Source organism: Actinomadura sp. 3N407 (genome assembly GCF_052245875.1).
GTDB lineage: Bacteria > Actinomycetota > Actinomycetes > Streptosporangiales > Streptosporangiaceae > Spirillospora.
Genome location: NZ_JBQQBP010000042.1, coordinates 1 through 26,096, shown reverse-complemented (window position 1 = coordinate 26,096; position 26,096 = coordinate 1). Strand labels below are relative to the sequence as shown.

The 26,096-nt window shown below is 70.6% G+C and carries 26 protein-coding genes and 4 tRNA genes; 20 read left to right on the top strand and 10 right to left on the bottom strand.

Annotation, left to right across the window (positions count from 1 at the left end; genetic code table 11):
• From ACTWPP_RS44225 to ACTWPP_RS44210, 4 genes are all read left to right on the top strand, one after another.
• Positions 1-111, top strand: a 111-nt coding sequence (locus tag ACTWPP_RS44225) for a TerD family protein (protein ID WP_443105099.1), incomplete at its 5' end; no start/stop codon positions are given.
• A 333-nt stretch (positions 112-444) separates the two neighbouring features.
• Positions 445-906: a hypothetical protein gene (locus ACTWPP_RS44220; RefSeq protein WP_443110480.1), complete on the top strand. Its 462-nt coding sequence runs from the start codon at positions 445-447 to the stop codon at positions 904-906.
• Positions 866-1,474 (top strand): hypothetical protein, encoded by a 609-nt coding sequence (locus ACTWPP_RS44215; protein WP_443110479.1) that lies wholly within the window; start codon positions 866-868, stop codon positions 1,472-1,474. Before ACTWPP_RS44220 ends, ACTWPP_RS44215 begins: the two co-directional genes overlap by 41 nt.
• Complete coding sequence (locus ACTWPP_RS44210; protein WP_443110478.1) at positions 1,441-1,605, top strand: hypothetical protein; 165 nt, start codon at positions 1,441-1,443, stop codon at positions 1,603-1,605. The genes ACTWPP_RS44215 and ACTWPP_RS44210 overlap by 34 nt, the downstream gene beginning before the upstream one ends.
• A 219-nt stretch (positions 1,606-1,824) precedes the next feature.
• Here ACTWPP_RS44210 and ACTWPP_RS44205 read toward each other — a convergent pair.
• The 3 genes from ACTWPP_RS44205 to ACTWPP_RS44195 form a co-directional block, all read right to left on the bottom strand.
• Positions 1,825-1,899 (bottom strand) — tRNA-Val (locus ACTWPP_RS44205).
• Between the two features lie 31 nt (positions 1,900-1,930).
• Positions 1,931-2,001: transfer RNA gene (locus tag ACTWPP_RS44200), tRNA-Cys, on the bottom strand.
• Positions 2,002-2,042: 41 nt separating this feature from the next.
• Positions 2,043-2,114, bottom strand: a tRNA-Gly gene (locus tag ACTWPP_RS44195).
• 123 nt (positions 2,115-2,237) lie between these two features.
• Here ACTWPP_RS44195 and ACTWPP_RS44190 point away from each other — a divergent pair.
• The 9 genes from ACTWPP_RS44190 to ACTWPP_RS44150 all read left to right on the top strand — a co-directional run bounded on the left by ACTWPP_RS44190 (position 2,238) and on the right by ACTWPP_RS44150 (position 13,094).
• Positions 2,238-2,942, top strand: a complete 705-nt coding sequence (locus ACTWPP_RS44190) for an ArsR/SmtB family transcription factor (RefSeq protein ID WP_443110477.1) — start codon at positions 2,238-2,240, stop codon at positions 2,940-2,942.
• Positions 2,939-3,955, top strand: a complete 1,017-nt coding sequence (locus ACTWPP_RS44185) for a chorismate-binding protein (RefSeq protein WP_443110476.1) — start codon at positions 2,939-2,941, stop codon at positions 3,953-3,955. The genes ACTWPP_RS44190 and ACTWPP_RS44185 overlap by 4 nt, the downstream gene beginning before the upstream one ends.
• Positions 3,906-4,742 carry an aminotransferase class IV gene (locus tag ACTWPP_RS44180; protein ID WP_443110475.1) on the top strand — a complete coding sequence of 279 codons (837 nt, stop codon included), beginning with the start codon at positions 3,906-3,908 and terminating at the stop codon, positions 4,740-4,742. Before ACTWPP_RS44185 ends, ACTWPP_RS44180 begins: the two co-directional genes overlap by 50 nt.
• 81 nt (positions 4,743-4,823) lie before the next feature.
• Positions 4,824-6,251: an extracellular solute-binding protein gene (locus tag ACTWPP_RS44175; protein WP_443110474.1), complete on the top strand. Its 1,428-nt coding sequence runs from the start codon at positions 4,824-4,826 to the stop codon at positions 6,249-6,251.
• Entirely contained in the window at positions 6,223-7,179 is a 957-nt protein-coding gene (locus tag ACTWPP_RS44170; protein WP_443110473.1) for a carbohydrate ABC transporter permease, read from the top strand. Before ACTWPP_RS44175 ends, ACTWPP_RS44170 begins: the two co-directional genes overlap by 29 nt.
• Complete coding sequence (locus ACTWPP_RS44165; RefSeq protein ID WP_443110472.1) at positions 7,176-8,003, top strand: carbohydrate ABC transporter permease; 828 nt, start codon at positions 7,176-7,178, stop codon at positions 8,001-8,003. Before ACTWPP_RS44170 ends, ACTWPP_RS44165 begins: the two co-directional genes overlap by 4 nt.
• Positions 8,003-9,121 (top strand): ABC transporter ATP-binding protein, encoded by a 1,119-nt coding sequence (locus ACTWPP_RS44160; protein WP_443110471.1) that lies wholly within the window; start codon positions 8,003-8,005, stop codon positions 9,119-9,121. The genes ACTWPP_RS44165 and ACTWPP_RS44160 overlap by 1 nt, the downstream gene beginning before the upstream one ends.
• A complete protein-coding gene (locus ACTWPP_RS44155) occupies positions 9,118-10,314 on the top strand; it encodes a CehA/McbA family metallohydrolase (protein ID WP_443110470.1) in 1,197 nt (398 codons plus the stop codon). Before ACTWPP_RS44160 ends, ACTWPP_RS44155 begins: the two co-directional genes overlap by 4 nt.
• Entirely contained in the window at positions 10,311-13,094 is a 2,784-nt protein-coding gene (locus ACTWPP_RS44150; RefSeq protein WP_443110481.1) for an alpha-mannosidase, read from the top strand. The genes ACTWPP_RS44155 and ACTWPP_RS44150 overlap by 4 nt, the downstream gene beginning before the upstream one ends.
• A gap of 5 nt (positions 13,095-13,099) precedes the next feature.
• On the opposite strand, the gene ppgK is transcribed toward ACTWPP_RS44150, so the two are convergent.
• The 3 genes from ppgK to ACTWPP_RS44135 all read right to left on the bottom strand — a co-directional run bounded on the left by ppgK (position 13,100) and on the right by ACTWPP_RS44135 (position 15,083).
• Positions 13,100-13,942: a polyphosphate--glucose phosphotransferase gene (ppgK, locus tag ACTWPP_RS44145; protein WP_443110469.1), complete on the bottom strand. Its 843-nt coding sequence runs from the start codon at positions 13,940-13,942 to the stop codon at positions 13,100-13,102.
• A gap of 62 nt (positions 13,943-14,004) precedes the next feature.
• Positions 14,005-14,322: a DMT family transporter gene (locus ACTWPP_RS44140; RefSeq protein WP_443110468.1), complete on the bottom strand. Its 318-nt coding sequence runs from the start codon at positions 14,320-14,322 to the stop codon at positions 14,005-14,007.
• Positions 14,322-15,083, bottom strand: a complete 762-nt coding sequence (locus ACTWPP_RS44135; protein WP_443110467.1) for an SDR family oxidoreductase — start codon at positions 15,081-15,083, stop codon at positions 14,322-14,324. Before ACTWPP_RS44135 ends, ACTWPP_RS44140 begins: the two co-directional genes overlap by 1 nt.
• Positions 15,084-15,174: 91 nt before the next feature.
• Between ACTWPP_RS44135 and ACTWPP_RS44130 the strand changes: the two genes are divergently transcribed.
• Positions 15,175-15,798, top strand: a complete 624-nt coding sequence (locus ACTWPP_RS44130) for a TetR/AcrR family transcriptional regulator (RefSeq protein ID WP_443110466.1) — start codon at positions 15,175-15,177, stop codon at positions 15,796-15,798.
• Between the two features lie 62 nt (positions 15,799-15,860).
• Positions 15,861-17,264 (top strand): Si-specific NAD(P)(+) transhydrogenase, encoded by a 1,404-nt coding sequence (sthA, locus tag ACTWPP_RS44125; protein ID WP_443110465.1) that lies wholly within the window; start codon positions 15,861-15,863, stop codon positions 17,262-17,264.
• A 1-nt stretch (position 17,265) separates the two neighbouring features.
• Here sthA and ACTWPP_RS44120 read toward each other — a convergent pair whose 3' ends face one another.
• On the bottom strand, positions 17,266-17,679 hold the full coding sequence (locus ACTWPP_RS44120) for an SsgA family sporulation/cell division regulator (RefSeq protein WP_443110464.1): 414 nt from the start codon (positions 17,677-17,679) through the stop codon (positions 17,266-17,268).
• A gap of 276 nt (positions 17,680-17,955) precedes the next feature.
• Here ACTWPP_RS44120 and ACTWPP_RS44115 point away from each other — a divergent pair, with 276 nt between their 5' ends.
• Together ACTWPP_RS44115 and ACTWPP_RS44110 are read left to right on the top strand one after the other, a co-directional pair.
• Positions 17,956-18,381, top strand: a complete 426-nt coding sequence (locus ACTWPP_RS44115) for a TIGR02611 family protein (protein ID WP_443110463.1) — start codon at positions 17,956-17,958, stop codon at positions 18,379-18,381.
• 63 nt (positions 18,382-18,444) lie between these two features.
• A tRNA-Val gene (locus ACTWPP_RS44110) sits at positions 18,445-18,516 on the top strand.
• 188 nt (positions 18,517-18,704) lie between these two features.
• Here ACTWPP_RS44110 and ACTWPP_RS44105 read toward each other — a convergent pair.
• The 3 genes from ACTWPP_RS44105 to ACTWPP_RS44095 all read right to left on the bottom strand — a co-directional run bounded on the left by ACTWPP_RS44105 (position 18,705) and on the right by ACTWPP_RS44095 (position 20,404).
• Positions 18,705-19,046, bottom strand: coding sequence for a hypothetical protein (locus tag ACTWPP_RS44105; protein WP_443110462.1), 342 nt, complete (start codon positions 19,044-19,046; stop codon positions 18,705-18,707).
• A gap of 241 nt (positions 19,047-19,287) precedes the next feature.
• Positions 19,288-20,124: a hypothetical protein gene (locus ACTWPP_RS44100; protein WP_443110461.1), complete on the bottom strand. Its 837-nt coding sequence runs from the start codon at positions 20,122-20,124 to the stop codon at positions 19,288-19,290.
• 28 nt (positions 20,125-20,152) lie between these two features.
• Positions 20,153-20,404, bottom strand: coding sequence for a helix-turn-helix domain-containing protein (locus tag ACTWPP_RS44095; protein WP_443110460.1), 252 nt, complete (start codon positions 20,402-20,404; stop codon positions 20,153-20,155).
• A 1,416-nt stretch (positions 20,405-21,820) separates the two neighbouring features.
• Between ACTWPP_RS44095 and ACTWPP_RS44090 the strand changes: the two genes are divergently transcribed.
• Genes ACTWPP_RS44090 through ACTWPP_RS44080 form a run of 3 tightly spaced genes read left to right on the top strand, consistent with a single transcriptional unit; the run spans position 21,821 to position 25,937 of the window.
• Positions 21,821-23,347 carry a hypothetical protein gene (locus ACTWPP_RS44090; protein ID WP_443110459.1) on the top strand — a complete coding sequence of 509 codons (1,527 nt, stop codon included), beginning with the start codon at positions 21,821-21,823 and terminating at the stop codon, positions 23,345-23,347.
• The gene (locus ACTWPP_RS44085; protein ID WP_443110458.1) at positions 23,344-24,870 is read left to right on the top strand and encodes a hypothetical protein; all 1,527 of its coding nucleotides are present in this window, start codon (positions 23,344-23,346) and stop codon (positions 24,868-24,870) included. Before ACTWPP_RS44090 ends, ACTWPP_RS44085 begins: the two co-directional genes overlap by 4 nt.
• Positions 24,871-24,911: 41 nt before the next feature.
• Positions 24,912-25,937: a hypothetical protein gene (locus ACTWPP_RS44080; protein WP_443110457.1), complete on the top strand. Its 1,026-nt coding sequence runs from the start codon at positions 24,912-24,914 to the stop codon at positions 25,935-25,937.
• The last annotated feature ends 159 nt before the right edge of the window (positions 25,938-26,096 follow it).

The window sequence follows — 26,096 nt, the reverse complement described above, 5'->3', positions numbered from 1 at the left end:
GTCTTCGGCGAGCTGTACCGCAACGGCGCCGAGTGGAAGTTCCGGGCGACCGGGCAGGGCTACGCGTCCGGGCTGGGCGGTGTCGCCTCCGACTTCGGCGTCAGCATCTGATCACCGGCTGCTCGACTGCATTCTGAACCCAGGGCGGGTACCGGACGACGCAGCGTTCGGTAGTGCGTCGTCGCCCGGGAATTCGCCTTCATGGCTGTGGACCGCTCACGCCGAACGTTCGTGGCGCTGACGTCGAGGGGAGCTGATCGGCCGCGCGCTCGGCGACATTGTCGGGGTGACCGGTTCCTTCATGCCACGGAGGGCGGTTTTCAGAGTTGGCGGCCCAGGGCCAGTGGGGTGATGGCGCGTCCGTACACCGAAGGCGAGCGTGGATGACCCCGACCCTCGCGCCCCACCCGGGCGCGGCCCTCACGTATCCGGAAGGAGATCATCATGGCCTGGGCGGAGAAACGCGGACCGTGGTACCGGGTCCGCTATCGCGACGCCGACGGCGTCGTCCGCACGTCACCGGACAAGTACCGGACCAAGACACAAGCGCTCCAAGAAGCCGGAGACCTGGAGTCCGACCACCGCCGCGGATCCTTCATCGATCCGCACGCCGCGCGTACCGGCCTGGCCGAGTGGGCGCAGCAGTGGCGCACCACGCACACCGTGGCCGCCAGCACCCAAGCCAGGTACGACCACTACCTCGACACCCACATCATTCCCGAGTTCGGGCAGGTGTCGGTCGATCAGATCCGCCGCAGCGCGGTCAAACAGTGGGCGACCGGCCTGCGCGCCCGTTACAGCCCGGCCACCGTCCGGGGCATCGTGACGTTGATGTCGCTGCTGGGGGGCGGCGGTGGAGGAACGCATGGTCGCCGTCAACCCGATCCAGGGCCTGCGAACGGCTGAGCCGCGCACCGGACACGACCCGCGTACCGCGATGCGGCAGGTGCGCAAGCGCCCGGTGCCCACCGGCGACCAGATCCTGGTCATCGCCGACCGTGTCAAGGAGCTGGGCGGGCGGTCGGCGCAGGTGATGGTGATCACCGCGGCGTTCACCGGGATGCGGTGGGGTGAGATCACCGGCCTGGCCAAGCGCAACTGCCATCCCGAGCAGCTGCACCTGCAGATCGATCCCGAGACCGGTGCGTTGCACGAAGTCCGCGGCGCCATGTGGCTCGGCCCGCCCAAGACCGAAACCGCAGCCCGCCGCATCGATCTGCCGCCCTTCCTGGCCACGCTCTTGCAGCAGGTGATGGACGGCCATGACCACCAGCAGGTGTTCGTCACCGCCGACGGGCGCTGGCACCGGCGCTCAAACTTCGCCCGGCGCCGGTGGCGGCCCGCCTGCGACGGCGACACCCAACGCGGCTGGCCGCCCATCCTGCCCGGGTGGTCTTCCACGGTCTGCGCCACCACAATCTGCGCCACCACAACAAGAGCATGCTGGACGAGCTCGGTGTCGAGGAGGCGCTGAAGTTCGAGCGGATGGGACACCGGATGCCCGGCATCGCCGGCGTCTACAGTCACGCCACCGAACCGATGCGGCAGAGTCTGCGGGAGCGGCTCCAGCAACGGTGGACCGACCTGATGGGTAGCCGGCCATGAGTATGACCCCGACCCCACCGGTATGCATCGGGAGCACGGCCGGGAGCACTGGTCCCGGTGACCCCGACCCGACGCGTACCAGTGACCCCGACCCGCGTGTGGGTAGTTTCGATCATCGCAGGGAGCGGTCTGCTCCCGATGTGCTCCCGATTCCGCGTCCAACAGGCCCCGAAATGCACGATCCCCAGGCCGGACATGGTGCCTGACCTGGGGAGTCTGTGGTGGGCGATACTGGGATTGAACCAGTGACCTCTACCGTGTCAAGGTAGCGCTCTCCCACTGAGCTAATCGCCCGTCCGTGGCCTCCGGGGGAGGTACGGCGTTGAGGTGGAGACGGGATTTGAACCCGTGTACACGGCTTTGCAGGCCGTTGCCTCGCCTCTCGGCCACTCCACCAGAAGGAGACCTTCTGGTTCATAGCCTGAAAGGCCCCTCAGAGCGGAAGACGGGATTTGAACCCGCGACCCTCACCTTGGCAAGGTGATGCTCTACCCCTGAGCCACTTCCGCGTGCGCCCTGCGGCGACGGGAAAACCTTAGCGCGTCCGGGGCGGTTCCCCAAACCGGGTTTCCGGCGGGGCGCGGCGGGACGCTTCGGCGGTGGTCGAAGGGTGGGGCGCTTAGAGTCGGGGTATGGGCGCGGAGTATGTCCTGGATGTGGACTTTGCACCGGTCGCGGCGCTGCTGGCGGACCGGGCGAGGGCGGCGATGCTGACCGCGCTGCTGGACGGGCGGCCGCTCGCGGCCGGGGAGCTGGCGCGGACGGCGGGCGTGAGCGCGCAGACGGCGAGCGCGCACCTGGGCCGGATGCTGGACGGCGGGCTCGTCACGGTCGTCAAGCAGGGCCGGCACCGGTACTACCGGCTGCGGGGGAGCGAGATCGCGCAGGTCATCGAGGCGCTGTCCCGGATCAGCCCGCCGGTGGAAGTGCGCAGCCTGAGGCAGTCGCGGGACGCGCGGCGGCTGCATGAGGCGCGGACGTGTTACGACCATCTGGCCGGCGAGGCCGGGGTGGCGCTGTTCGCGGCGCTGGTCGACGGGGGGCTCATCGAGACCGACGGGCAGGACGCCTACGAGGTGACGGTGAAGGGTGAGGAACGGCTGGAGGCGCTCGGCCTGGATGTCGCGGGCCTGCGGAGGGCGCGGCGGCGGTTCGCCTGGCAGTGCCTCGACTGGACGGAGCGGCGGCCGCATCTGAACGGGGCGCTGGGGGCGGCGCTGACGGCTCGGATGATCGAGTTGGGCTGGTTCGAGCGGGGGACGACGCGGCGGGCGCTGCTGGTGACCGAGGCGGGGTACAGCGGACTCGCGGATTCGTTCGGGTGCGTGCTGGCGTGAACTTCGCGTATGCCGGGGGTCTGCTGGCCACCGGTCTGCTGGATGTGACCAGTGACCCGGAGGCGTTGGATTCGCGGGGCTGGTGGGCCGTGGTGGTGACCTACGAGGGGAAGGTCACGTGTGCTCGGTTCGAGAGTGTGAGACCAGCACCGCATCCGGGGGGCGTGTGGCCCGGGACGGGGGAGTGGAGCAGTTCGCTGGATGAGGCCGCGTACGTGGCCGGTGTCGAGCGGATCCGGAGTGAGATCGCGGACGGTGTCGTCTACCAGGCCAATCTGTGCAGGATCTTGTCGGCGAGGCTTCCCGCCGGGGCGAGCATCGCCGGGTTGGGTAAGAGGCTCGTCACGGGGAATCCGGCGCCGTATGCGATGACGCTCAAGCTGCCTGGGTTGGAGGTCGCGTGTGCTTCGCCCGAGCTGTACCTGTCGCGGGACGGGGACGTCGTCGAGTCGCGTCCGATCAAGGGGACCGGGCGGACGGCGGCCGACCTGCTGCCCAAGGACCGGGCCGAGAACGTGATGATCGTCGATCTCGTGCGGAACGATCTGGGCCGGGTCGCCGAGGTCGGGTCGGTGGAGGTGCCGGGCCTGTGCGAGGTGGAGGAGCACCCGGGGCTCGTCCATCTGGTGTCGACCGTCCGGGCGCGGGTCGGCCGGGGCGGGTGGCCCGAACTGCTCACCGCGACGTTTCCTCCCGGTTCGGTCACCGGTGCCCCGAAGTCGAGTGCGCTGAAGCTGCTGGAAGAACTCGAACCCGTCCCCCGGGGGCCGTACTGTGGGGCCATCGGCTGGGTGGACGCGGACTCCCGGCGCGGCTCCCTCGCGGTGGGCATCCGGAGTTTCTGGGCGGAGGGCGGCCTGCTCCGGTTCGGCACCGGCGCCGGCATCACCTGGGGGTCCGATCCGCTCCGCGAGTGGCATGAGACCGAGCTGAAGGCGGCTCGGCTTTTGGAGGTGGCTTCCGGTGACGGAGCAGGCCAGGATCTGGCTGAACGGGGAACTGCTCGACCCTGAGCGGGCGGTGGTGTCGGTGTTCGACCACGGCATGCTCGTCGGTGACGGGATCTTCGAGACGGTGAAGGCGGCGAACGGGGAGCCGTTCGCGCTGACCCGGCATCTGCGGCGGCTGGCCCGTTCGGCGGCGGGTCTCGGCCTGCCCGAGCCGGATCACGACGGCCTCGCCCAGGGGACGCTGGAGGTGCTGGCCGCGGCGCCGAAGTGGCCGCTGGCGCGCATCCGCATCACCTACACCAGCGGTCCCGGCCCGCTCGGGTCGAACCGCGGCGACGCCGGGCCGACCGTGTCGATCATCGTGGGGCCGCAGGACCCCTTCCCGGCGACGGCGGACGTGACGGTCGTGCCGTGGCCGCGCAACGAGCGGGGCGCCCTGTCCGGCCTCAAGACCACGTCGTACGCGGAGAACGCCCTGGCCCTCGCCTACGCCAAGGAGCGCGGCGGCGGTGAGGCGATCTTCGGCAACACCGCCGGGAACCTGTGCGAGGGGACGGGGAGCAACATCTTCGTCGTCCTGGGCGGCCGGCTCGTCACGCCGCCGCTGTCGTCCGGCTGCCTCGCGGGGGTGACGCGCGCGCTGACGCTGGAGTGGTGCGGCGGCGAGGAGGAGGACCTCACGCTGGACGACCTGTACCGGGCGGACGAGGCGTTCCTGACGTCCACGACGCGGGACGTCCAGCCGATCCGCGCGGTGGACGGGACGGTCCTCCCGGACGCGCCGGGCCCGATCACCGCGAAGGCGATGGAGGCGTTCGCGGCCCGCGCCGCCGAACTGATGGACCCCTGATCCAGATAATGATCTCCGGAGTCTTTACGTGATCGAATTCTTCGTTCACGTTGAGGGTGACGCTTGTAGGAGGTCACCCCCATGGTCTTTTCCAGTAGGGACTTCTCCAGGAGCCGGATCGGCGCGGCGGCCGCCGTCGTGGCGGCGGGCGCGATGCTCGCCGGGTGCGGCGGCGGCGGATCCTCGACGGATCCCGACCGGGGCAGGGACGCCAAGAGCTTCTCCCTGACGATCACCCGTAACGCGATCGAGGGCGGCAAGAACACCGAAGAGGCGGAGTGGATCACCAAGACGGTGATCCCGGAGTTCGTCGCGGCGCAGAAGGCGAAGGGCGTCACCGCGAAGGTGACGTTCCGCGGCCAGGGCGTGGACGACGAGGCGTACAAGACGAAGCTGGCGCTCGACCTGAAGTCGAAGTCGGGTGCCGACATCATGGACATCGACGGCATCTGGGTCGGCGAGTTCGCGCAGGCCGGTTACATCAAGCCGCTGCCGGAGGTGGTGGGCTCCCCGGCGACCGCGTGGGACGGCTGGACGCAGATCCCTGGAGCGGTCCAGAAGCTGGCGATGTTCGAGGACGAGCGCTACGGCATCCCGCCCGCGACCGACGGCCGGCTCCTGTTCTACAACAAGAGGCTGTTCGAGCAGGCCGGTCTTCCCGCCGACTGGCAGCCCGAGAGCTGGCCGAACCTCATCGCGGCGGCGCAGGCGCTCAAGAAGCTCCCGGGCGTGACGCCGATCCAGCTGAACGCGGGTACCGCGATGGGCGAGGCGACCACCATGCAGGGCGTGCTGCCCATGCTGGCCGGCGCGGGCGCCGAGATCTACGCGGACGGCAAGTGGACGGGCGGCGGCCCGGCCCTGACGAAGGTCCTCGACCTGTACGCGCAGATCTACGGCGATGACGGGCTCGGCGATCCGAAGCTCCAGCAGGAGGCCAAGGGACGCGACAAGTCGTTCGAGGAGTTCGCCGCCGGGAAGATCGGGATCCTGGCGGAGGGCGACTACTTCTGGCGGGACGTCATCAACCCCGAGACCGGCGTCGCGAAGATGAAGACCCGCGACCAGGACGTCGGCTACGCGCTGATTCCGGCGATCTCCCCGGGCCGGGGCGTGCGCGGGCAGTCGTTCGTGAGCATGTCGGGCGGCTCGGTGACCGTGCTGAATCCGAACACCGACTTCCCGCAGCAGGCGTTCGAGCTGCTGGCCTTCATGAACTCCCCGGAGATGATCAAGGCGCGGACGGCGGGGACGCCCGAGATCACGTCCCGCACGGACGTGAACAAGGAGATCCTCGCGGGCGACCCGTTCCTGACGTTCGTGTCGGAGAAGGTCCTGCCCGTCACGTCCTACCGTCCGGGGCTCGCGGTGTATCCGCAGGTGTCGACGGCGTTGCAGGAGGCCACGGCCGCCGTGGTGTCGGGCGGGAGGCCGGCGGAGGCCGCCGCCGAGTACACCGGGAAGCTCAAGGGGATCGTCGGTGGCGCCGCCAACGTCACCCCGCGCTGACGTCGAGTTGCGTCGCCCCGGCCTGGCCGTGCCGTCCACCGGGGACGACGCGGCCGGGCTGGGACGGGGGCGCGCCGCCGCGTTCGTCGCGCCCGCGCTGGTGCTCGTCGCCGTGTTCCTCGTGTTCCCGGCGCTCTGGACGCTGTACCTGGGCGCGACCGACTACCGGCTCACGGGCATCGCGGCGAGCGACCCGCGGTTCGTCGGCGTGGACAACTACGCCGACGTGCTCGCCGACGAGGACTTCCACCGGTCGCTGTGGCTGACGCTGCAGTTCGTCGTCGGGTCGGCGGTGATCGGCCAGACCGTCCTCGGGTTCACGATCGCGTGGGTGCTGCGCGACCGGTCGGGCCCGGTGCGGCGCCTTGTCGAGGGGCTGGTGCTGCTCGCGTGGATCCTGCCGTCCTCGGTCATCGCGTTCCTGTGGATCGCGCTGCTGGACCGTGACGGCGGCACCCTCAACGCGCTGCTCGGCACGCCCGGCACGGCATGGCTGCTCGACCATCCGATGGCGTGCATCATCGTGTTCAACGTCTGGCGCGGCACGGCGTTCTCGATGATGCTCTACGGCGCCGCACTCGGGAACGTTCCACCGTCCCATCTGGAGACCGCCCGTCTCGCCGGCGCCTCGACGCTGCAGACACTGCGGGACGCGGTGTTCCCGCGCATCCGCGGGCACATCCTGACGAGCCTCCTGCTGATCAGCCTGTGGACGTTCAACGACTTCACCCCGTTCCTCATCACGGCGGGCGGCCCGGACGGACGTTCGGAGATCATGTCGGTGTACGTGTACCGGGCGGCGCTCGGCGACGGCCGGCTCGGATTCGGCGCCGCCATCTCGCTGATCATGATCCTGATCAACCTGGCGATCGCGCTGCTCTACCTTCGCGCCCTGCGCGCCCGCAGGACCAAGGGGGCGGTCGCGTGAACGAGACCGTCCGGGAGGTGCTGCGCAGGATCGGGCTGGCCACGTTCGTCTCGGCCGTCCTCGGCTTCTTCGCGTTGCCGCTGCTGTGGCTGGCCTTCGCCCCGTTCGACGCGAACCCGGGCGTCTCGGCGTCGCTGCCCGAGTTCACCCTGCGCAACTTCGAGGTCCTGATGGACAACCCGTACGCGCTCGCGTCGCTCCGCAACTCGGTGCTGCTCGCCGCCGGGACGGCCGCGTTCGTGGTGACGGCCGCGGCGCTGGCGGCGTACGCGCTGAGCCGTGTCCGCGTGCCGGGACGGGACGCGCTCCTCTACGTCCTGCTCCTGCTGTCGTCCATCATCACCGGGACGGCCGCGATGGTGCCGATCTTCCTGCTGGCCTTCAACCTGAACCTGATCGACTCGCGGCTCGGCGTGATCCTGGTGCTGACCGGAGGGCTGCTCCCGGCGGCGATCTTCCTGCTGAAGGACTTCACCGACGCCACGCCCACGTCCTACGAGGAGGCCGCGCGGGTGTTCGGGGCGTCGCCGCTGCAGATCCTGCGGCACGTCGTCGTCCCCGTCATCCGGCCGGGCCTCGCCACCGTCACGGTGTGGACGGTCGCGCAGGTGTGGGGCGACTTCCTGATGCCGTTCCTGCTGCTGCGCGACCCGGACAAGGCCCCCGCCTCGGTGATCATGTACACGTTCTACACCGAGGGCGGCCAGCCGGACCTTGCCCTGATCTCCACCTTCTCGCTGCTGTACGCCCTGCCGGTCGTGCTCATGTACCTGTTCGTGAGCCGCCGGTACGGCTTCCGCTTCCACGGAGGGATCAAGCGCTGATGGCCGCCATCACGATCCGGGAGCTGACGAAGGTCTATCCGGGCGGCGTGCGGGCCCTGGACGCCCTCGACCTCGACGTCGCGGACGGCGAGTTCTTCGCGCTGCTCGGCCCGTCCGGCTGCGGGAAGACGACGCTGCTGCGCACGGTCGCTGGGCTGGAGACGGCGACGGGCGGCACGATCCGCCTCGGCGACAAGGACGTGACACGCCTTCCGCCGGGGCGGCGCGACGTCGGCATGGTGTTCCAGGACTACGCGCTCTTCCCGCACATGACCGTCCTGGACAACATCGCCTACCCGCTGCGCATCAAGAAGCGGAGCCGCGCCGACCGGCACGAGCGCGCCGCCGACGCCGGGAGATACCTGGGGCTGGAAGGGCTGGAGGGACGCCGTCCGGGCGAGCTGTCGGGCGGGCAGCAGCAGCGGGTCGCGCTGGCCCGCGCGCTGGTCGCGGAACCGAGGATCTTCCTGCTGGACGAGCCGCTGTCCAACCTCGACGCGCGGCTCCGCCTGGAGGCCCGCACGTTCCTCAAGCGGCTGCAGCGGGAACTCGCCGTCACGACCGTGTTCGTCACCCACGACCAGGCGGAGGCGCTGGCGCTCGCCGACCGGATCGCGGTCATGGAGAAGGGACGCATCCGGCAGCTCGGCACGCCCGTGGAGGTGTTCCGGCGTCCCGCGAACCTGTTCGTGGCGTCGTTCATCGGCTCAACGCCCATGAACCTTCTGCCAGGGCAGGTGCGGGACGAGGTCGTCACCGTCGCCGGTACTGAGCTGCCCGTGCCTGCCGAGGCGCGCGCGCACATCACCGACGGGGAATCGGTCGTGTGCGGGGTACGGCCTGAATACCTGGACTACAGCGACAGCGCGGCGGACGGCGCGTTCACCGGCCGCGTGTCCGTCGTGGAGCACCTGGGCGGGAGTTCACTGGTGACTCTGGACGTGGGGGACGTACCCCTGCACGTCGTCGTGGGGGAGGGCCGCGAACCCGAACCGGGCGACACGGGATGGGCGCTGCCCCGTCCCGGACGGGTACTGCTCTACCGGGACGGCGAGCTGGTGACGGGATCGGAGGACCGGAGGATGACACCGCTGACCAAGGAGGGGGGACCTGCATGACGGTGCACCGGGGGCGATGGAGCCTGGAGGACCGCCTGGAACAAGGGCTCCGCGAACTGCCCTTCGACGTCCCGCCCGGCACGGCATCGGTCACGGTGGAGCTCGCCTACGGCGGAGGTGTCATCGACCTGGGCTGCCATGGGCCGGACGGGTTCCGTGGCTGGTCCGGTGGGGCGCGCAGCCGGTACACGGTGAGCACCGAGTGGGCGACGCCTGGGTACCTGCCAGGCGAACTCGAACCGGGCGCATGGCACGTCTGGCTCGGCCTGCACCGGATACCGCCGGAAGGCGTCCCCTACGAGGTCACGGTCACCGCGTCGAGGAGCCCGGCGGATCCCGCAGGCGACCCGCCGCCTCCCCGGCCGGAACGTCCGCCGCGCCGGGACCTCCCCGCCCCCGCGGGGATGCGGTGGCTGGCCGGTGACCTGCACTCCCACACCGTCCACAGCGACGGGACGCTCACGGTCCACGAACTGGCGTGCCTCGCCGCGTCCCGCGGCCTCGACTTCCTCGCCGTCACCGACCACAACACCGTCAGCCACCACCCCGAGCTGCCCGCCGCCGCCGCGCACGCCGGGGTCGTCCTGTTGCCCGGCCAGGAGGTCACCACCGACCTCGGGCACGCCAACGTGTTCGGCGACACCGGGTGGGTCGACTTCCGGCGTCCGAGCGCCGACTGGGCCGCGTTCGCCGGCGCCCGCGGCGGGCTGATGTCGATCAACCATCCGCTGAGCGGCGACTGCGCCTGGCGCCATCCCCTGCCGGAGGAGCACCGGCCCCGGTTCGCCGAGATCTGGCATCCGTCCTGGTGGGACCGGCGCTGGGGCGCCCCGCTGGCCTGGGCGGACGTGTGGCGGCCCGGCGGCGTCGTCCCGCTCGGCGGCAGCGACTTCCACGACCCGGCGCAGCACAAGAGCCTCGGCGAGCCCGTCACCTGGGTCCTCGCCGAAGGGGAGGACGTCCTCGGCGCGCTCGCGGCCGGCCGGACGTCGATCTCGGCCGACCCCGGCGCCCCCGTCCTGCTCCGCGTCGGCGACGAGCTGATCGCCGTCGGCGCGGACGGAACCGTGCTCGTCCGCCCGGACGGCGGGCGCGTCGCCGTCCGGGGCGATCGTGTCCGGATAGCGGCGGATGGTGTGGGAATGCACCGCCTGGAGACCCACGAGAACGAGGTGATCGCACTGTGCGGATGAACACGGGGCGGATGAACACGGGGCGGGCGAACACGGGGCGGGTGGAGGACTCCGACCGGCCCGACCAGATCGTCGTCGTCCCCCACACCCACTGGGACCGCGAGTGGTACCTGCCGTTCCAGCGTTTCCGGCTCCGGCTGGTGTCGCTGCTCGACGGCGTCATCGACGGCATGGAGGCCGACCCGCGCTGGCACTTCACGCTGGACGGGCAGATGGCCGCGGTCGACGACTACCTGGAGATCCGTCCCGAACGGCGGGAACGGGTCGCGGCGCTCGTCCGGGAGGGGCGGCTCGCCGTCGGGCCCTGGCAGATCCTCCACGACGAGTTCCTGTGCTCGGGGGAGAACATCGTCCGGAACCTCCAGCTCGGGATGCGGCGCGCCGGGGAGCTGGGCGCCACGATGATGGTCGGCTACCTGCCCGACCAGTTCGGTCATTGCGCGCAGACCCCGCAGATCCTGAAGCTCGCGGGAATCGAGCACGCGTGCGTGTGGCGCGGCGTCCCCGGCGAGGTCCGGGCCAGCGCGTTCGCGTGGGAGGCGCCGGACGGGACGGCGATCCGCACCCAGTACCTCCCCGAGGGCGGCTACGGCAACGCCGCGTCGATGTTCGAGGAGTTCGCGGACGGCGCGTCGCTGCTGCCCGGCCGCGTCGCCGGGTTCGCCGAGGCGATGGGCCGCTGGTATCCGCGCGGCGGGCCGCTGCTGGCCATGTACGGCGCCGACCACACCGCGCCCGCCGCCGACCTCGCCGACCGGGTCGCGGACGCCGGTCTCGGCATGCGCCTGGACACCCTCGCCGGCTACTTCGCGGGGGAGGACCCGTCCGTGGACGGCCTGCCGCACGTCCGCGGCGAGCTGCGGTCGCACGCCCGCGCCAACATCCTGCCCGGCGTGATCTCCGCCCGCGTCCGGCTCAAGCAGATGATGGGACGCGCCGAGCGGCTCGTCGAGCGGTACGCCGAGCCGCTGACCGCGCTCTGGTACGCGGGGGACGCGCAGACGTTCCTCGACCTGGCGTGGCGGCGGCTGATCGAGGTGAGCTGCCACGACTCGGTCACCGGCTGCGGCAGCGACGAGACCGCCGAGCAGGTCGCGGCGCACATGGCGGAGGCCGAGCAGCTCGGCCGCGCCGTCTGCGACCTCGTCACCGCCGAACGCGCCGCCTCGGTGCCGGTCGGTTCGCACCTGGTGTTCAACCCGACCCCGGCGCCCCGCACCGGCCTGATCACGGTGGACATCCCGTGCGAGGGCGAGCCCGGCCTGGTGACGGGCGACGGGCGGCCGGTGCCCGTCCAGACCTTGGAGATCGCGCCGACCGTGCTGGACGACGCCGTCCACCCGGCATCCCGGCTCCCGATCCTGCTGGAGCGGGTGTACGGGCGGGTGCTGTTCGGGCAGGAGATCCGCGACTGGTCGGTGTCGCGGGAGGACCGCACGCTCACCTTCCACGTGACGTCCCGCGCCGACGTCCCGTTCGACATCGGCGACGTGCGGGAGGCCCTGCGGGACGCGGACGGCGACTGGCGCGTCCGGATCCTGGCGGACCCGCGCCGCACCGTCGCCGCCCTCGTGGACGTGCCCGCACTGGGCCTGGCCACCGTCCAGCCCGTGCCCGCGCCCGGCGGCGCCCCGGACGCCCCGGAGGCGCCGGACGCTCCGGTCGAGGCCGAAGGGAACGTCCTGGACAACGGCCTGCTGCGCGCGCAGGTGCACGAGGACGGCGCGCTCGGGCTGCGCACCCCGTCCGGCCACGTCGTCGAAGGCATCGGCCGGATCGTCGACGGCGGCGACCTCGGCGACTCCTACAACCACGCCCCGCCCGGCGATGACCGGCTCGTCGGCGACCCCCTGTCCGTGGACGTCAGACCCGTTCGGAGTGGGCCGCTCCTCGCCGCCTACGACATCGTCCGCACCTACCGGTGGCCCGCCTCAGGGGACGTGCCGGGCGACGCCCGCTCGGCGGCGGAGGAGGACGTGACCGTCACCACCCGCGCCGAACTCCGCGCGGGCGAGCCGTTCCTGCGGCTGCGCGTCACGTTCGACAACCGCTGCGAGGACCACCGCGTCCGGCTGCACATGTCGCTGCCGCGCCAGGCGGAATCGTCGTTCGCCGAGGGGCAGTTCGCGATCACCGAGCGGGGGCTGACGGCCGAGGGCGGCTTCGGGGAGCGTCCCGTCCCGACGTTCCCCGCGTCCGGGTTCGTCGCCGCCGGCGGGCTCGCCGTCCTGCTGGACCACGTCACCGAGTACGAGGTCATCGGTGGCGGGCGGGAGATGGCCCTGACCCTGCTGCGCTCGATCGGCTACCTGTCGCGGGACCGCAACGCCTACCGCGACCAGCCCGCCGGGCCGCAGCTTCCGACCCCGCGGGCCCAGTGCCGCGGCGAGCGGACCGCCGACCTGGCGATCATGCCCTATGACGGCGGGCGGCCCGGCGCCGACGTCCTCCAGGCCGCCGAGGCGTACCGGCACGACCTTCTCACCGGCGCCGGATACGGTCACGCCACCACCGCCGCCCCGCCCTCCCGCGCGGGGATCGCGATCACCGGCGACGGCGTGACCATGACCTCGCTGCGCGCCCGCGACGGCTGGATCGAGGCCCGGATGGTCGCCCAGTGCGCCGAGCCGGCCACGGCCGTCCTGCGCGGCCCGTTCACCGAGGCCATCCGCGTCGACCTGCGCGGACGTCCAGGCGTGCCCCTCGACGTCCACGACGGGACGGCCGCACTGGCGCTACGCCCCTGGGAGATCGCGACCGTCCGGCTCAGAACGTCCTGAGCCACTCAGCGCGCGGCCTCGGCCGTCCCGCGCCGCCGCCGCGCCCCGCCCGATCCCCCGGCCTCCCGGACCTCGCGCGGGGCGGGCCCGGCGGTCTCCACCGGATGCGCGGCGGCCGCCGCCATCGCCGCCCCCACGATGCCCGCGTTGTTCACCAGCCGCGCCGGGACGACCGTCGCCCGCACCCCCTTGATCAGGGGGACGAAGTGCTCGGACCGCTTGCTCACCCCGCCGCCCACGATGATCAGCGACGGGGAGATCAGCGCCTCCAGGTGCGTCATGTACTCGCTGAGCCGCCTGGCCCACTTCTCCCACCCGAGGCCCTCCTCGTCGCGCGCCTTCGCCGACGCGCGCACCTCGGCGTCCTTGCCGTTGACCTGGATGTGCCCGAACTCGGTGTTCGGGACGAGGACCCCGTCGGTGAACAGGGCGCTACCGATGCCCGTCCCCAGCGTGAGCAGGACCACGGTGCCGCGGCGGTCGCGTCCCGCGCCGAGCCGCATCTCCGCGATCCCCGCGGCGTCGGCGTCGTTGAGGAGCGTGATCTCCCGTCCGGTCACGTCCGCGAGGAGGGACGCCGCGTCCGTCCCGATCCAGCGCTTCGACACGTTCGCCGCCGACACGGCCACGCCGTCGATCACCACGCCGGGATAGGTGACGCCGACGGGGCCGTCCCACCCGAAGTGCTCCACGACCTCGGCGACGACCTTCGCGACCGCCTTCGGCTTCGACGGCCGCGGCGTGTCGACACGGAACCGGTCACGGGTGAACGAGCCGTCCGAAAGGTCGACCGGTGCCCCCTTGATCCCCGAGCCGCCGATGTCGATCCCCAGCATGTCCTTGGTCATGACTCCACTCTGCCCCAACCCCGGAGACCCTGAGGCGCCCTCCCCGCCCGGCCCTCGTCGCGTCAGCTCTCCACGGACTGCAGGCCGACCACGCCGACGAGGATGAGCGCCAGGAAGAGGAGCCGGGTCGGCGACGTGCTCTCGTTCAGCACGATCATGCCGACCAGAGCGACGCCGAGCGCCCCCAGGCCGACGAACACGGCGTAGGCCGTCCCGACCGGCAGGTCGCGCAGCGACAGCGTCAGGACGACCACGCTCAGCAGCGCCACCGACAGCCCGATGACGGTGGGCCAGAACCTCGTGAACCCGTCCGACTGCTTGAGCGCGACCGCCCACACCAGTTCCATCAGCGAGGCGATCAGCAGGAACACCCAGGCCATCACGCCGTGTACCCCCCGTCCACCGCGATCGACGCACCCGTCACGTAGGCGCCGCCCGGACCCGCCAGATGTGCGACCATCGCGGCGATCTCCTCGGCCCGGCCGTACCGCCCGAGCGCGGTGAACCCGCGTTCGAACTCCGCGTCGGGGGAGTCCGCCGGGTTCATCTCCGTGTCGGTCGAGCCCGGCTGCACCACGTTCGCGGTGATCCCGCGCGGCCCGAGATCACGGGCCAGGCCCCGGGTGAGCCCGGTGAGCGCCGACTTGCTCATCGCGTACAGCGTCCAGCCCGGGTAGGGGACGCGCTCGGCGAGGCTGCTGCCGATGGACACGATGCGCCCGCCCTGCCCGAGGTGGCGCGCCGCCGCCTGCGCCGCGACGAACACCGCCCGGACGTGGATCGCGAGCGTCCGGTCCAGCTCGTCGGCCTGGACGTCCTCCAGCGGCCCGTACGGCGCGATCCCGGCGTTGTTGACGAGAATGTCGAGCCGCCCGAACTCGGCCGCCGCCCGGTCCACCGCCGCGGCGACGGCCGCGGGATCGGCGGCGTCGGCGGCGATCGCCAGCCCGCGCCCGCCCGCCGCCTCGATCTCGCGCACGACGCGCGCGGCCCGGTCCGGGGCCCGCACGTACGTCACCGCGACGTCGGCGCCGTCCCGTGCCAGCCGCACCGCGATCGCCGCGCCGATGCCGCGTCCGCCGCCGGTCACCAGCGCCGCCCGTCCCGCCAGGTCCGCCCGTCCCGCCAGGTCCGCCGTCATCCCAACCCCCAGGGTCTCAATCGGAGAAAGTTCCACTTAGCGAGATTAACCGGAGAATTCTCCGGATACAACTCCGATACGCTGGTGTGCCGTGCCGAGAGAGGACGGGATGCGGGAACTGCCGATCACGGGCCGTCCGGCCGCCGAACGCGCGGACGCCGCGCACAACCGCCGCCGCATCCTCCGCGCCGCCGCCGGGATCATCGAAGCCCGCGGGCCCGAGGCCGTCTCCATGGACGAGGTCGCGCGGGCCGCCGGCGTCGGCGTCGGCACCGTCTACCGTCGGTTCGGCGACCGCGCCCGGCTCGTCTACGCCGTGATCGACGACCGTGAGCGCGAGTTCCAGGCCGCGTTCATCCAGGGCCCGCCGCCGCTCGGACCCGGCGCCGACCCGCGCGACCGCCTCCGCGCCTTCCTGCACGCCCTGGCCGACCGCACCGAGGCCCAGGCGGACCTGCTGCTCATGGCCGAGTCCGACCCGCCCGAAGCCCGCTTCCGGGACGGCTCGTACCACCTCTACCACCGGCACCTGACGATGCTCCTCGGGCAGATCCACCCCGGCGCCGACGTCGCCTACCTCGCCGACGCCCTCCTCGCCCCCCTCGCCGCGAACCTGTTCCTCCACCAGCGCCGCACGCGCGGAATGACGCTCGGCCGCATCAAAGCCGGCCTGGAGACCCTCGCCGGGGGCCTGATCGGCCCACCGCGCACATGAATAGTGACTTATCCAGCGAAAGCCCTTATCCGTGCGACGGCCGTGCCGTCAGACTGGGGGACGTGACTGACTACGATCTTCTCGTCCTCGGCTCCGGACCCGGCGGGCAGCGCGCGGCCATCGCCGCCGCCAAGCTGGGCCGCAAGGTCGCCATCGTGGACCGCCGCGACATGATCGGCGGCGTCTGCATCAACACCGGGACGATCCCGTCCAAGACGCTCCGCGAGGCCGTCCTCTACCTCACCGGCCTCAACCAGCGCGAACTGTACGGCCAGAGCTACCGCGTCAAGGAAGACATCACGGTCACCGACCTCGGCATGCGCACCCAGCACGTCATCGGCCGCGAAACCGACGTCGTCCGCAGCCAGCTCGCCCGCAACCGCGTCACCGTGCTCCCCGGCCGAGGCCGGTTCCTGGAGCCCAACACCATCGGGATCACCAGCGCCGGCGACCGCGAGCAGAAGGTCACCGCCGACCGCATCGTGATCGCGACCGGCACCCGCCCCGCGCGCCCCGACACCGTCGACTTCGACGACCGGACGATCATCGACTCCGACGGCATCATCAACATGGACCGCATCCCCGAGACCATGGTCGTCGTCGGCGCCGGCGTCATCGGCATCGAGTACGCCTCGATGTTCGCCGCCCTCGGCACCAAGGTCACCGTCGTCGAACGCCGCGAACGGATGCTGGACTTCTGCGACCTGGAGATCATCGAGGCGCTCAAATACCACCTGCGCGACCTGGCCGTCACATTCCGGTTCCGCGAGACCGTCTCGTCCGTCGAACGGATGGAGCGCGGCGCGATCACCGTCCTGGAGAGCGGCAAGCGCATCCCCGCCGACACCGTCATGTACTCCGCGGGCCGGCACGGCATGACCGACGAACTCCGCCTGGACGCCGCCGGCCTGTCCGCCGACCCCCGCGGCCGCATCAAGGTGGACGACGTCTACCGGACCGAGGTCCCGCACATCTACGCCGTCGGCGACGTGATCGGCTTCCCGTCCCTCGCCGCCACGTCCATGGAACAGGGCCGCCTGGCCGCCCACCACGCCTGCGACGAGCCCGTCTCCGAGATCCACGAGACCCAGCCCATCGGCATCTACACGATCCCCGAGATCAGCTTCGTCGGCCGCACCGAGGACGCCCTCACCGAGGCCAAGGTCCCCTTCGAGGTGGGCATCTCCCGCTACCGCGAGCTCGCCCGCGGCCAGATCATCGGTGACTCCTACGGGATGCTGAAACTCCTCGTCTCACCGGAGGACCGCAGGCTCCTCGGCGTCCACGTCTTCGGCACCGGCGCCACCGAACTCGTCCACATCGGCCAGACCGTCATGGGCTGCGGCGGCACCGTCGACTACCTGGTCAACGCGGTCTTCAATTACCCCACGCTGGCCGAGTCCTACAAGGTCGCCGCCCTGGACGCGATGAACAAGATGCGCCACATCGCCCGCCTCTCCGGGTGACCTACGACGGCCAGAGAAGATTCTCGAGCTCGGCGTCGATGTCGATGAACTCGCTCTCCTCACCCGCGGGCACCGCCTGGTAGGTGCGGTGCAGGAAGTCGGCCAGCGGCGACAGCGGCACCTCGAACAGCGCGTCACCGAACGGGGACGACAACGCGATGTGGAGTGTGCCGTCATCGGCGCCCGGCCAGACCTCCACGTCCCCGTCCCCGACCTTGCGCACGATACCGACCGTCAGAAGCTCGCGAGCGAAGATCCACTCAACCGGCTCGTCGTCGCCCACGTAGAACGCCATCCGGATCGCGTACGGGTCGTCGGCCGCGTACTCCAGCCCGGCGAGCAGGGGCACGGTCGTGCGGTCGGGGACGACGAGACGAAGGCCCAGCTCTGCTGAGACGGTGGTACTGCTGTTCATGGCCATTCCCTCTAACGTCGGTCCCGCTGGCTCGCGGGGCGGCCGGTGAGTGGTTCTCCCTCTACCCGGACATCCCCGCGATCTATGACGCCTAACTGCCTGATCTCGGCCGAACATTCCGGCGTCCCCGGCGTTTGTGATCCATCTCACCGTAGCAAAACCAACGTCTGACCTGCGCAAAAGCGGATCTTTCCGGCCCCTGAGACCCCCATGTGGGGGGATCGGCGCGGTAATCTACCGTCCCGGGCGGCCGATCTACTGGCTTGGGGTAAAACCGTGACAATCAATCAGGAAAAACAAGCCCGGCCGGAGGGGCCGGGCCGTCGCCACCGCTTCCGCGAGCGCGTCCGGCGCAACCCACTCCTGGACACCGCCTGGCGAGCGGGCGTCTTCGCCATCGGCTCGACCGTCCTCATCGGCGGCCTGATCATGATGGTCACCCCGGGCCCCGGCCTGGTCGGCATCGTCGTCGGCCTCGCCATCCTCGCCACCGAGTTCGCCTGGGCCCAGCGCGCCCTCCACCGCGCCAAGACCGCCGCCGACCGCGCCAAGGAAAAGGCCCTCGACCCCCGCAAGCGACGCCGCAACCTCATCCTCGGCACCGTGACCACCATCCTCGTCGCCGCCGGCCTGGTCGCCTACCTGGCCATCTACGGCCTCAAGCTCCCCTGGGACATAGAGGACCCCACCTTCTGGACCTGACGCCTGCACGAGGCGCCCCCAACATGCGCTAGAGTTTCCGACGTCGGACCCAGGGGTCCGCCCGGGCGATTAGCTCAGTGGGAGAGCGCTTCGTTCACACCGAAGAGGTCACTGGTTCGAACCCAGTATCGCCCACCCTTACTACACAGGCCCTCCCGCACATCGGCGGCAGGGCCTGGGTGATCAACTGGGAGGATTCTGGGAGATCACCTCCCTCCCACCCGGACGAGGTCACCAGAAAGCCTCCCGCTCGTCGTTACAGTCCGTAGTCACGGAGACGGGGATGGACGGCGACCGCCCACCCCCGTCTCGATGCTTCCGTTCTATGCGCTGGCGAGGTGCCCTCGGGCAGTGCCCTTCGTCCGGGCGGCCTCCAGCAGCCGGTTCAGTACCGGGACCGGCGATGTCGTTCCGTACTTGAGCCGCTGCGCCAGCGATTGCTCCCACCGCCGCTGGAGTTTGACCTTGAGTTCGTCCCGCATGCTGTCGGAGACGTGCGAGTAGACGCCCCGGATGCCCGGGACCGTATGCCCGAGCCGCTCGGCCTGAAGTACTTCCGGGATGCTGTCTTCGAGCATCCAGGTCTTGTGGCTGTGTCGCAGCCCGTGCGGGGTGAGCCCTTCGACCAGCGGCAGCCAGACCGCGGGGGAGACGTCCTCGTCCACAACGCGGATTCCCTTACCGCGAGGCGGGACGAACGGCTGCCCAGGCACGGCGTCGGGCCAGGGTGGGATCGGCACCCCAGGCCATGCGGTCGTCTCGACCAGGATGCGCTTGCCGGCCTGCCGGGTTCCTCCGGGGTAGCATCCGTCGGCCGCCGGTTGGAAGATCCGGCGGGCGTAGTTGGACCGCCGATGGTGCCCGCCGTCGGGGCTGAGGAACAGGAACTGCCCGCGCCCCCCGCACTCAGGCGTCCGCCCTTGGCAGGCGCAGGCCACGTGTCCGCGTGCTCTGGTCGGACACCAGGGCCGTCAGGAAGGGCGGCAGGTCCGCGGGCCGGTGCGAGTCGTCCTTGGGCGGCACCATCTCCAGCCGTCCGGCCAGTTCGCGCAACTGCCAGTCGATCTGGATGCGGTCCAGTCGGCACGCGGGCCGCTCCAGCCCGTGGACCTCGCCCCAGCGCATGCCGGTGTAGGCGGTGAGGATGATCATGACGAAGTCGTCATCGCGTCCCGATAGCAACGAGCTCCGCTCGGCGAGCAGCAGTGCCTGCAGGGACGTGGCCCACACCTTCTCGGGGCCGCGCACGGCGATGGTCCGCCGGGTGCGCTTGCGTCCGCGCCCTCGCCGCTTCACCGCGACGTTGGATGCGACCATGCCCCGTTCTTTGGCATCGCCCAGGATCGTGCCCAGCAGTGATCGGGCGTCGGCCGCCGTGCGGTGGGAGAACCCGTTGGTGCGGGTGCGCTTCTCCCAGGCGACGACCTCCTCGGGACTGGTGAAGGTGCTGACCGGCCGGTTCCCGAAGGCGGGGACGATGTGGTGGTCGATCAGGTACCGGTACTTGGCTTCGGTGGTGGCCTCCAGGTCCTGCCCGGCCCACCACAGCTCGACCCAGTCGGCCAGTAACGCCGCTCCGTCACGGGGATCGTTCCACCTATGTCGCCGGATACCGGCTTCCTGTTCTTCTCCCCAGTGCAGGGCGGCCTGCTTGGTGTCGAAGCCCGACTGCGACGCGGTGCTCCCGTCCGGCCGCACGTATCGGACCCGCCACTTGTTGCCACGCTTTTCGGCATACGCCATGACACACTCCTTCTCGGTAATCGGGGGCTCAGGCCCGGCCGCGCCGCCGCTGGGCGATCGGCCGCTTGGCGCCGGCCGCGATGATCGCGTCGATGTCCTGGTCGCTGAACCGCAGGTGCTTGCCGATGAACGTGCACGGGACGGCCCGCGCGCTGGCCTTCTTCCTCAGCCAGGATTCCCGGACCTGCAGCATGTCCGCCGCCTCGGCGGGCGTGTACAGCCGGACGCCCTCGGCTCTGCGCTCACTACGATGTGGGACCCGGTCGTTCTGCAAGGGCATACCTCGCCTCGTCAACGTGCCGCCGGACGCGCCGCCATGCAGGCTCGCCCGCGCAGCCCTCTTCGTGGGCCGGACAGCGCCTTTCACGAGAGTTTGACGACCTTGCCCAGGACTTTACACAGAGAGTAGTTGGAACGCTACTATCAAACGCGTGTCGGTTGATCAACGTCAGCCATGCGCCGACCGTTCAGCGTCGCCCTCTTCGCGCTCGCGAGGCCGTCGCGACCCGCTTGCCGCGGGCTGTGGCGGCACGGGGCAAGTAATGGCGTAAGTGACATATACGGGTTCGGACCGAGCGCGGTCCGAAGCTGCGTCCGCAGGTCCACTGTTCAGGCGATGACGTGGCAGGTGGCGCTGAGGGGCGTGAAGGCTCAGGTCTGGGAACCCGTGGGTGGGTCTATGTGAGCAGGACGTCGAGGGGCTGACGGGATCCGCATGTCATCGTCGAGATCATGGAGCAGACTGGTCGGCTCCGGCTGCTGACCGCGGGTGCGATTGCTTCCACTGGCTCGCCGTAGGACCCCCGACGACCACAGCCACATCGGTGCCCTCCACCTTCATGAGGACGCCCGAAGTGTTGCGAAGCAATGCCTCCGATAAATTGTGCCGCCTTCCGCCTCAAGGGTCGGTACGGCACGGCGGACGGCGTCGGCGGATCGGACGGCGGCACGGTGGACTTGGTGCGCCCGGCATCCGAGAGGCACAGGCTTTCGACATCTGCCATCGACGTGGCCGGAAAGGCGGGACTATCCTGCGCCACGTCCGCTACCTGGACGGTACGCGCCGGTGCGGACGGACGCGTGCAGTCATGTGGACAACCGTCCGCCGCGCGGCGGACGGCGCCGTCCAACAAGGGTGCTCCGTGGGCCTGCACGGGCGACGAGGAACAACCACTGTCACGGGACGAGAGGAGGGCGGGGCCGCCTGGCGAGGAGGCCGCCTGCGGACCCGAGTCGCCTGCCGGTCGGACTGGAACCGCTCGCGAGGCCGGAAGCCACACTGCCTGCCAAAGGCATGCCGCGCCACGGCTGCTGAATCGGGCTCTACGCCCCCCGATTCTGGATCGCGCTCGATCCGGTCACTATCGCAACCGCATCATTGTTGCGACGATATCCTTAGGTTCTCCATTTCTTGCTCTGCGCCAGCACCAAGAACAACTCCGCCGGATCCGCCGCCGAACAACGACCTGAAAGCGTTACCGGCCAGCCCGGTGCTGAAGCGCTGCCGGTGGACGTAGTCTCTCCTGGCGGCGGATCCGACCGACCGCGGAAGTGCGTGAGGTGTCAAGCTCGGGATAGAACTACCTGCCGTATTAGTGACGTCTGGACCGAATCGATAACGGTTTGGTGTGGCATGTGGCTGTGCCGTAGTCATGTCCGGGGCATTTCCCCTAACTTCCGTGGCGAAGGGGGGCGTATGACTTCTGTGGAAGGTCCCGATTGGTCGCGGCGGGGGATCGAGCAGCGGTCTGGACGGTATCCGCTGCGGGTGGAGGCGCCGGTCCTGCGGGCGGCTGAACTGCTCGTTCCAGGAATTTCCTCGGTGACCCGGTACGTCCGCTACTACGCCCTGTACGCGGCGCTTGGCGCGTACAGAGCCGAACACGACCTGGACGAAGCGGCGAGTCTTCGGCTGCTGCGGCGCTGCGAGGTCGTCCTGGCCGGGGTCTCGCGCGTGCACGACGATCCAGACGGATGGCCGAGCATGGCGCACGCCGTCGATGAGGTCAGGCATTCCCTTGACGCCGACGCCCTCCACACCGAGGTGGCCGCGCGCATGGACGGCGATCATCCGTACTCGCCGCGGCGCTCGGGGTTCTGGTCTCAGTACCTCGGGCCGAGCACTGTCCTCAGCACAGCTGTCAACGGGGGCGACGTGCCGCAGCCCGGACGGCATGCCTGCCCGGCGGAGGTGACGGCGTTGTTCGCGCCGCTGCTACGGGCCGCCGAAGCCGACGTCCTGGATGTCGAACGGCTACGGGTCCTCGCGCCACTCGCGATGCAGGTCCCTGAACGGCCGGAGGTCTCCTGGATGCGTGGCCTGTTCACCGCTACTCGGCACGGGCGCCATGACCCGGAGGAGTGGGGACCGGACGACCGGCGTCGCCGGGCGACGTTCCGGATGCTCGGGCGGGCGGTGGAACTCCACGGCGGCGACGCGGCCCTCGGCTGGGAGGTGTGCGCCCGGTCCGCTGTGGCATTCGGTCCCGAGACCGAGACCGATCCGGTGCTCCGGGGCATCGACAACGTCCTGGGGTGGCGCGGGCTGCTGCTGAGGAACTACTCGGTGGGCGCCTGGCGGCGGTTGTGGGCGGCGCTGGTCCGGTCGATCGGTCCGCAGGACGGCGAAGCCGACCGGAGCCTTGCAGAGCTGCGCGCGTGGCTGGCGGACCCGATGCCCGCCACGTCCCTGCGGGCCTGCCTCGACGAGCTGCCGGACACGATGGCCGGCGAACACCCGGCACCTGCCGAACGACGGCTCATCCAGGAGGCCGACCGCCGTGATCCGCTGTTGAACGTGAAGTTGCTGCTGGTGGGCGGGCGCCGTGCCGGTGAGCTGTCCGGCGAGGCGCGCACGACGTTCCTGGGGACGCAGCACGACATCCTCAACCCGCTGTGGATGGGGCGGCTGATCAAGGAGTTCGCGGACCGGCCGATGCGGGACCTCGCCGTCCGGTTGGTGGACGACATGCTCGCACAGGCCCGCCGTGTCGCCTTGGCCAAGACCCGGCCCGACGCCAACGGGCGGATGAAGGTGTTCTCCAGAGTGCACGAACGCGGAGGCCGCTACTACAAGACCGGTGACGAGGGTGACGGCGACATCGGCACGCGCCTCCACCAGGCCGGGGAGTTCGCCCAGCAGCTCGGCCTGGTCGCCCGCGCTGACGATGGGACGGCGTCGCTCACGCCCCTCGGCTCGGAACTGCTGGAGGTGGGGGAGTGACCTGGGAGTTCACCTCGCCGCTCACCCTGCTCGGCGAATGGCGCGACCGCACCGACGCAGCCGAACTGCACGAGCTTCTGCTGCTGGGCTTCACCGTCGACCTGCCCTTCTTGGAGAAGACGCTGATCCCGACCGCGCGGGCGCTCGGCGCCCGCATCACAGTGATCGGCGACGCGGGGCAGGGACTGTACGATCCGGTCGACGTACGGATGGCCGGGCGCTCCTACTTCCACGGCCTCGCGGCCTGCCGCGGCGGCTCGTTCCACCCGAAACTGGCATTGTTCATCGGAGCCCACGAGGCCGTTGCCGCGATCGGGTCCGGCAACCCCACCATGGCCGGCTGGGGGTACAACGACGAGCTGTGGACCGTCCTGCGCGGCCAGGAAACCGGCGCTCCGGAGCTGTTCCGGGAACTGGGCACGTGGCTGACCGCCCTGAGCGGGCCGGTGCTGGTGCCGCAGTACGCGGCGGAGCTGCTGGAGGAGATCGCGGCCCGGCTGGCGGAGTTCCAGACTTCGCAGCACCCGGCGCGGGTACTGCACAACCTCGGCACCGGGCTCCTCGCGCAACTCCCGGCCGGTCCGGTCGACGAACTGCACTTGTACGCGCCATTTGTCGACAGGAACGGCCGTGCCCTGGCACGCATCATCGAACGGTTCGCCCCGGCGCGGCTCACCATCGGCGTCCAGGAACGCTGGAGCAGCTACGACGGCGACAAGATCCTCGAGGCGCTCGCCGACGGGCCGGACGCCGAGCTGCGGCTGCTCGCCGAGCAGCGGCCACGTCACGGCAAGCTGCTGGAATGGCGGTCCGACGATCGGTGGACGGCCCTGACCGGCAGCGCCAACCTCACCGGTGCCGCTCTGCTGAACTCCACCGCGGACGGCGGCAACTGCGAACTGGGCGCCCTCGCCCCGGTCGCGTCTCCGCTCATGCCTGACGGCACCGCCACCGAACTCGGGCACCTACGGGGGCGGCGCACTGTCCGGGAGGTGGAGGGACGCCCCGGGCTGCTCGTGCTCGGCGCGCTGCTCAGAGGGGCGGGCCTCCTTCAGGTGACCCTGGGGCACCCCTATGAAGTCGAGGTCGTCGTTGAGGTGTCGCCTGATGGTTCGCCCGGATCGTGGCTAAGGATCGGTACCATCCCTGCCGGCATCACGGCCCAGGAGTTCGCCGTCCGTGAGTTCGCGGGCGCCGTGGTGCGGATCGTCGACCCGCGCACAGGCGGCCGGAGCGAGTCGCCTCCCGTCTTCGTCGTCCACCCCACGCGCTGCGCGCGTCGCCAGGCCGACGAGAACCGGCCCGCCTCCGCCACGGCTATACCGAGGAGGAGATCTTCACTGACGAGGAGATGGGCCGTCGCTTCCGCTACGACCTGCTCCGGCTGTCCGACCTGCTCGCAGAACACCGCACCGCTTTGCCGAACCGAACCGCCGCGCCCGCGCAGGTCTCGACAGTTCATGACCGCTATGCCGCCTACCTTGACGAATGTGAGCAGACCATCGGGCGGCCCCTCACTCTGAAACTGTTCGGCGGGACGGCGGCACCCGGCCTAACAGCAGGCTTGGGCTGGGGACTGTCCGTCGACGTCGACGTCGCCGTCGCCGTCGACGACGATGAGGACGCGACGGAGCCGGAAGGCGAGCCCGGGGAGACGCCACAACCGCCGATGCCGCCTGACCGCAAGCGTGAGTGGCGGCACTGGGCTGCCCGGGCCGTGGAACGGGCCGTTCCCGCAGACACAGAGCCGGCACCGATCATGCTGCGTGTTCTGATCGCCCGGCTGTTCGTGCAGTTGCTCGGCCACGGTGTCTGGGAACTCGGCGACGACTCCTGGCGCGCGCCGCTCGCCCGCCTGACCCAGAGCCTGAAGCCTCGCCCCGAGGACGGGGTACCGGACGAGGCCGTCCAGCACATGACGGCGGTGACCGCGGTCTGCATGGGCCTCGTGCTCAGTGAAGCGTCGCTCACCGGCGGGACTCCCGCCGACATCCTCGCCGCCCGCACCTGGAAGGCGGTCCGGGAGCAGGTGTCTTCGGCGGAAACGGATCTTGCAGAGGACCTGCTCATTCCCCCGAAGCTGCCGCACGCTTACGTGCTGGGCCGCGCGGAGTGGGAACGCCTGCACGAACTGGCTCGTGCCGACGACCCGGTCATCCCGATCATCGCCGACCTGGCCATGGAGAACCTGACACTGGAGCCCGATGGCGACGTCTACCGGGTCACCGGCGGGTTCGCCAACCCGATCCCGGTCGCGGCGCGCATCGCAACGCTGCTCGGACGGCACCTGGACACGGCTCTCGTGCACGCCGTCGCCGGGAGCCGGTGGGCCTTCGTCGCCTGGCGTCCGCCGCACCTCGTCGTCGTCGGCTCACCGTCCATGTGGCCGGGATGGCGCTTGTACAAGGTCCCGCCGTCCAGCACACCGGTGTCACGGTTGAGCGGTGGCGAAAGCCCGCCACGGTCCGGTCTCGTCGCCGGGCCGGTGCCGCTCGGACGGACGCCACCACCGGTCGCGGTGGAGGTGCTGGAACAGGCCGGAGTCGACCATGTGGCCCTCCTGCGGCGCATTCTCGATCACGGCTCATGACCGCCCTCAGTCGTGGCCCCTCAGATCGACTCTTTGAGGGGCCGCGCGTTTTCCGGACAGCGTCCTGATGGGTGATCTGCGGGTAGATCTACGCCGCTTGCTGTCGCTCCAGGTACTCGATGTGGACCTCAAGTGGGGTCCGGTACCCGTTCGCGGAAT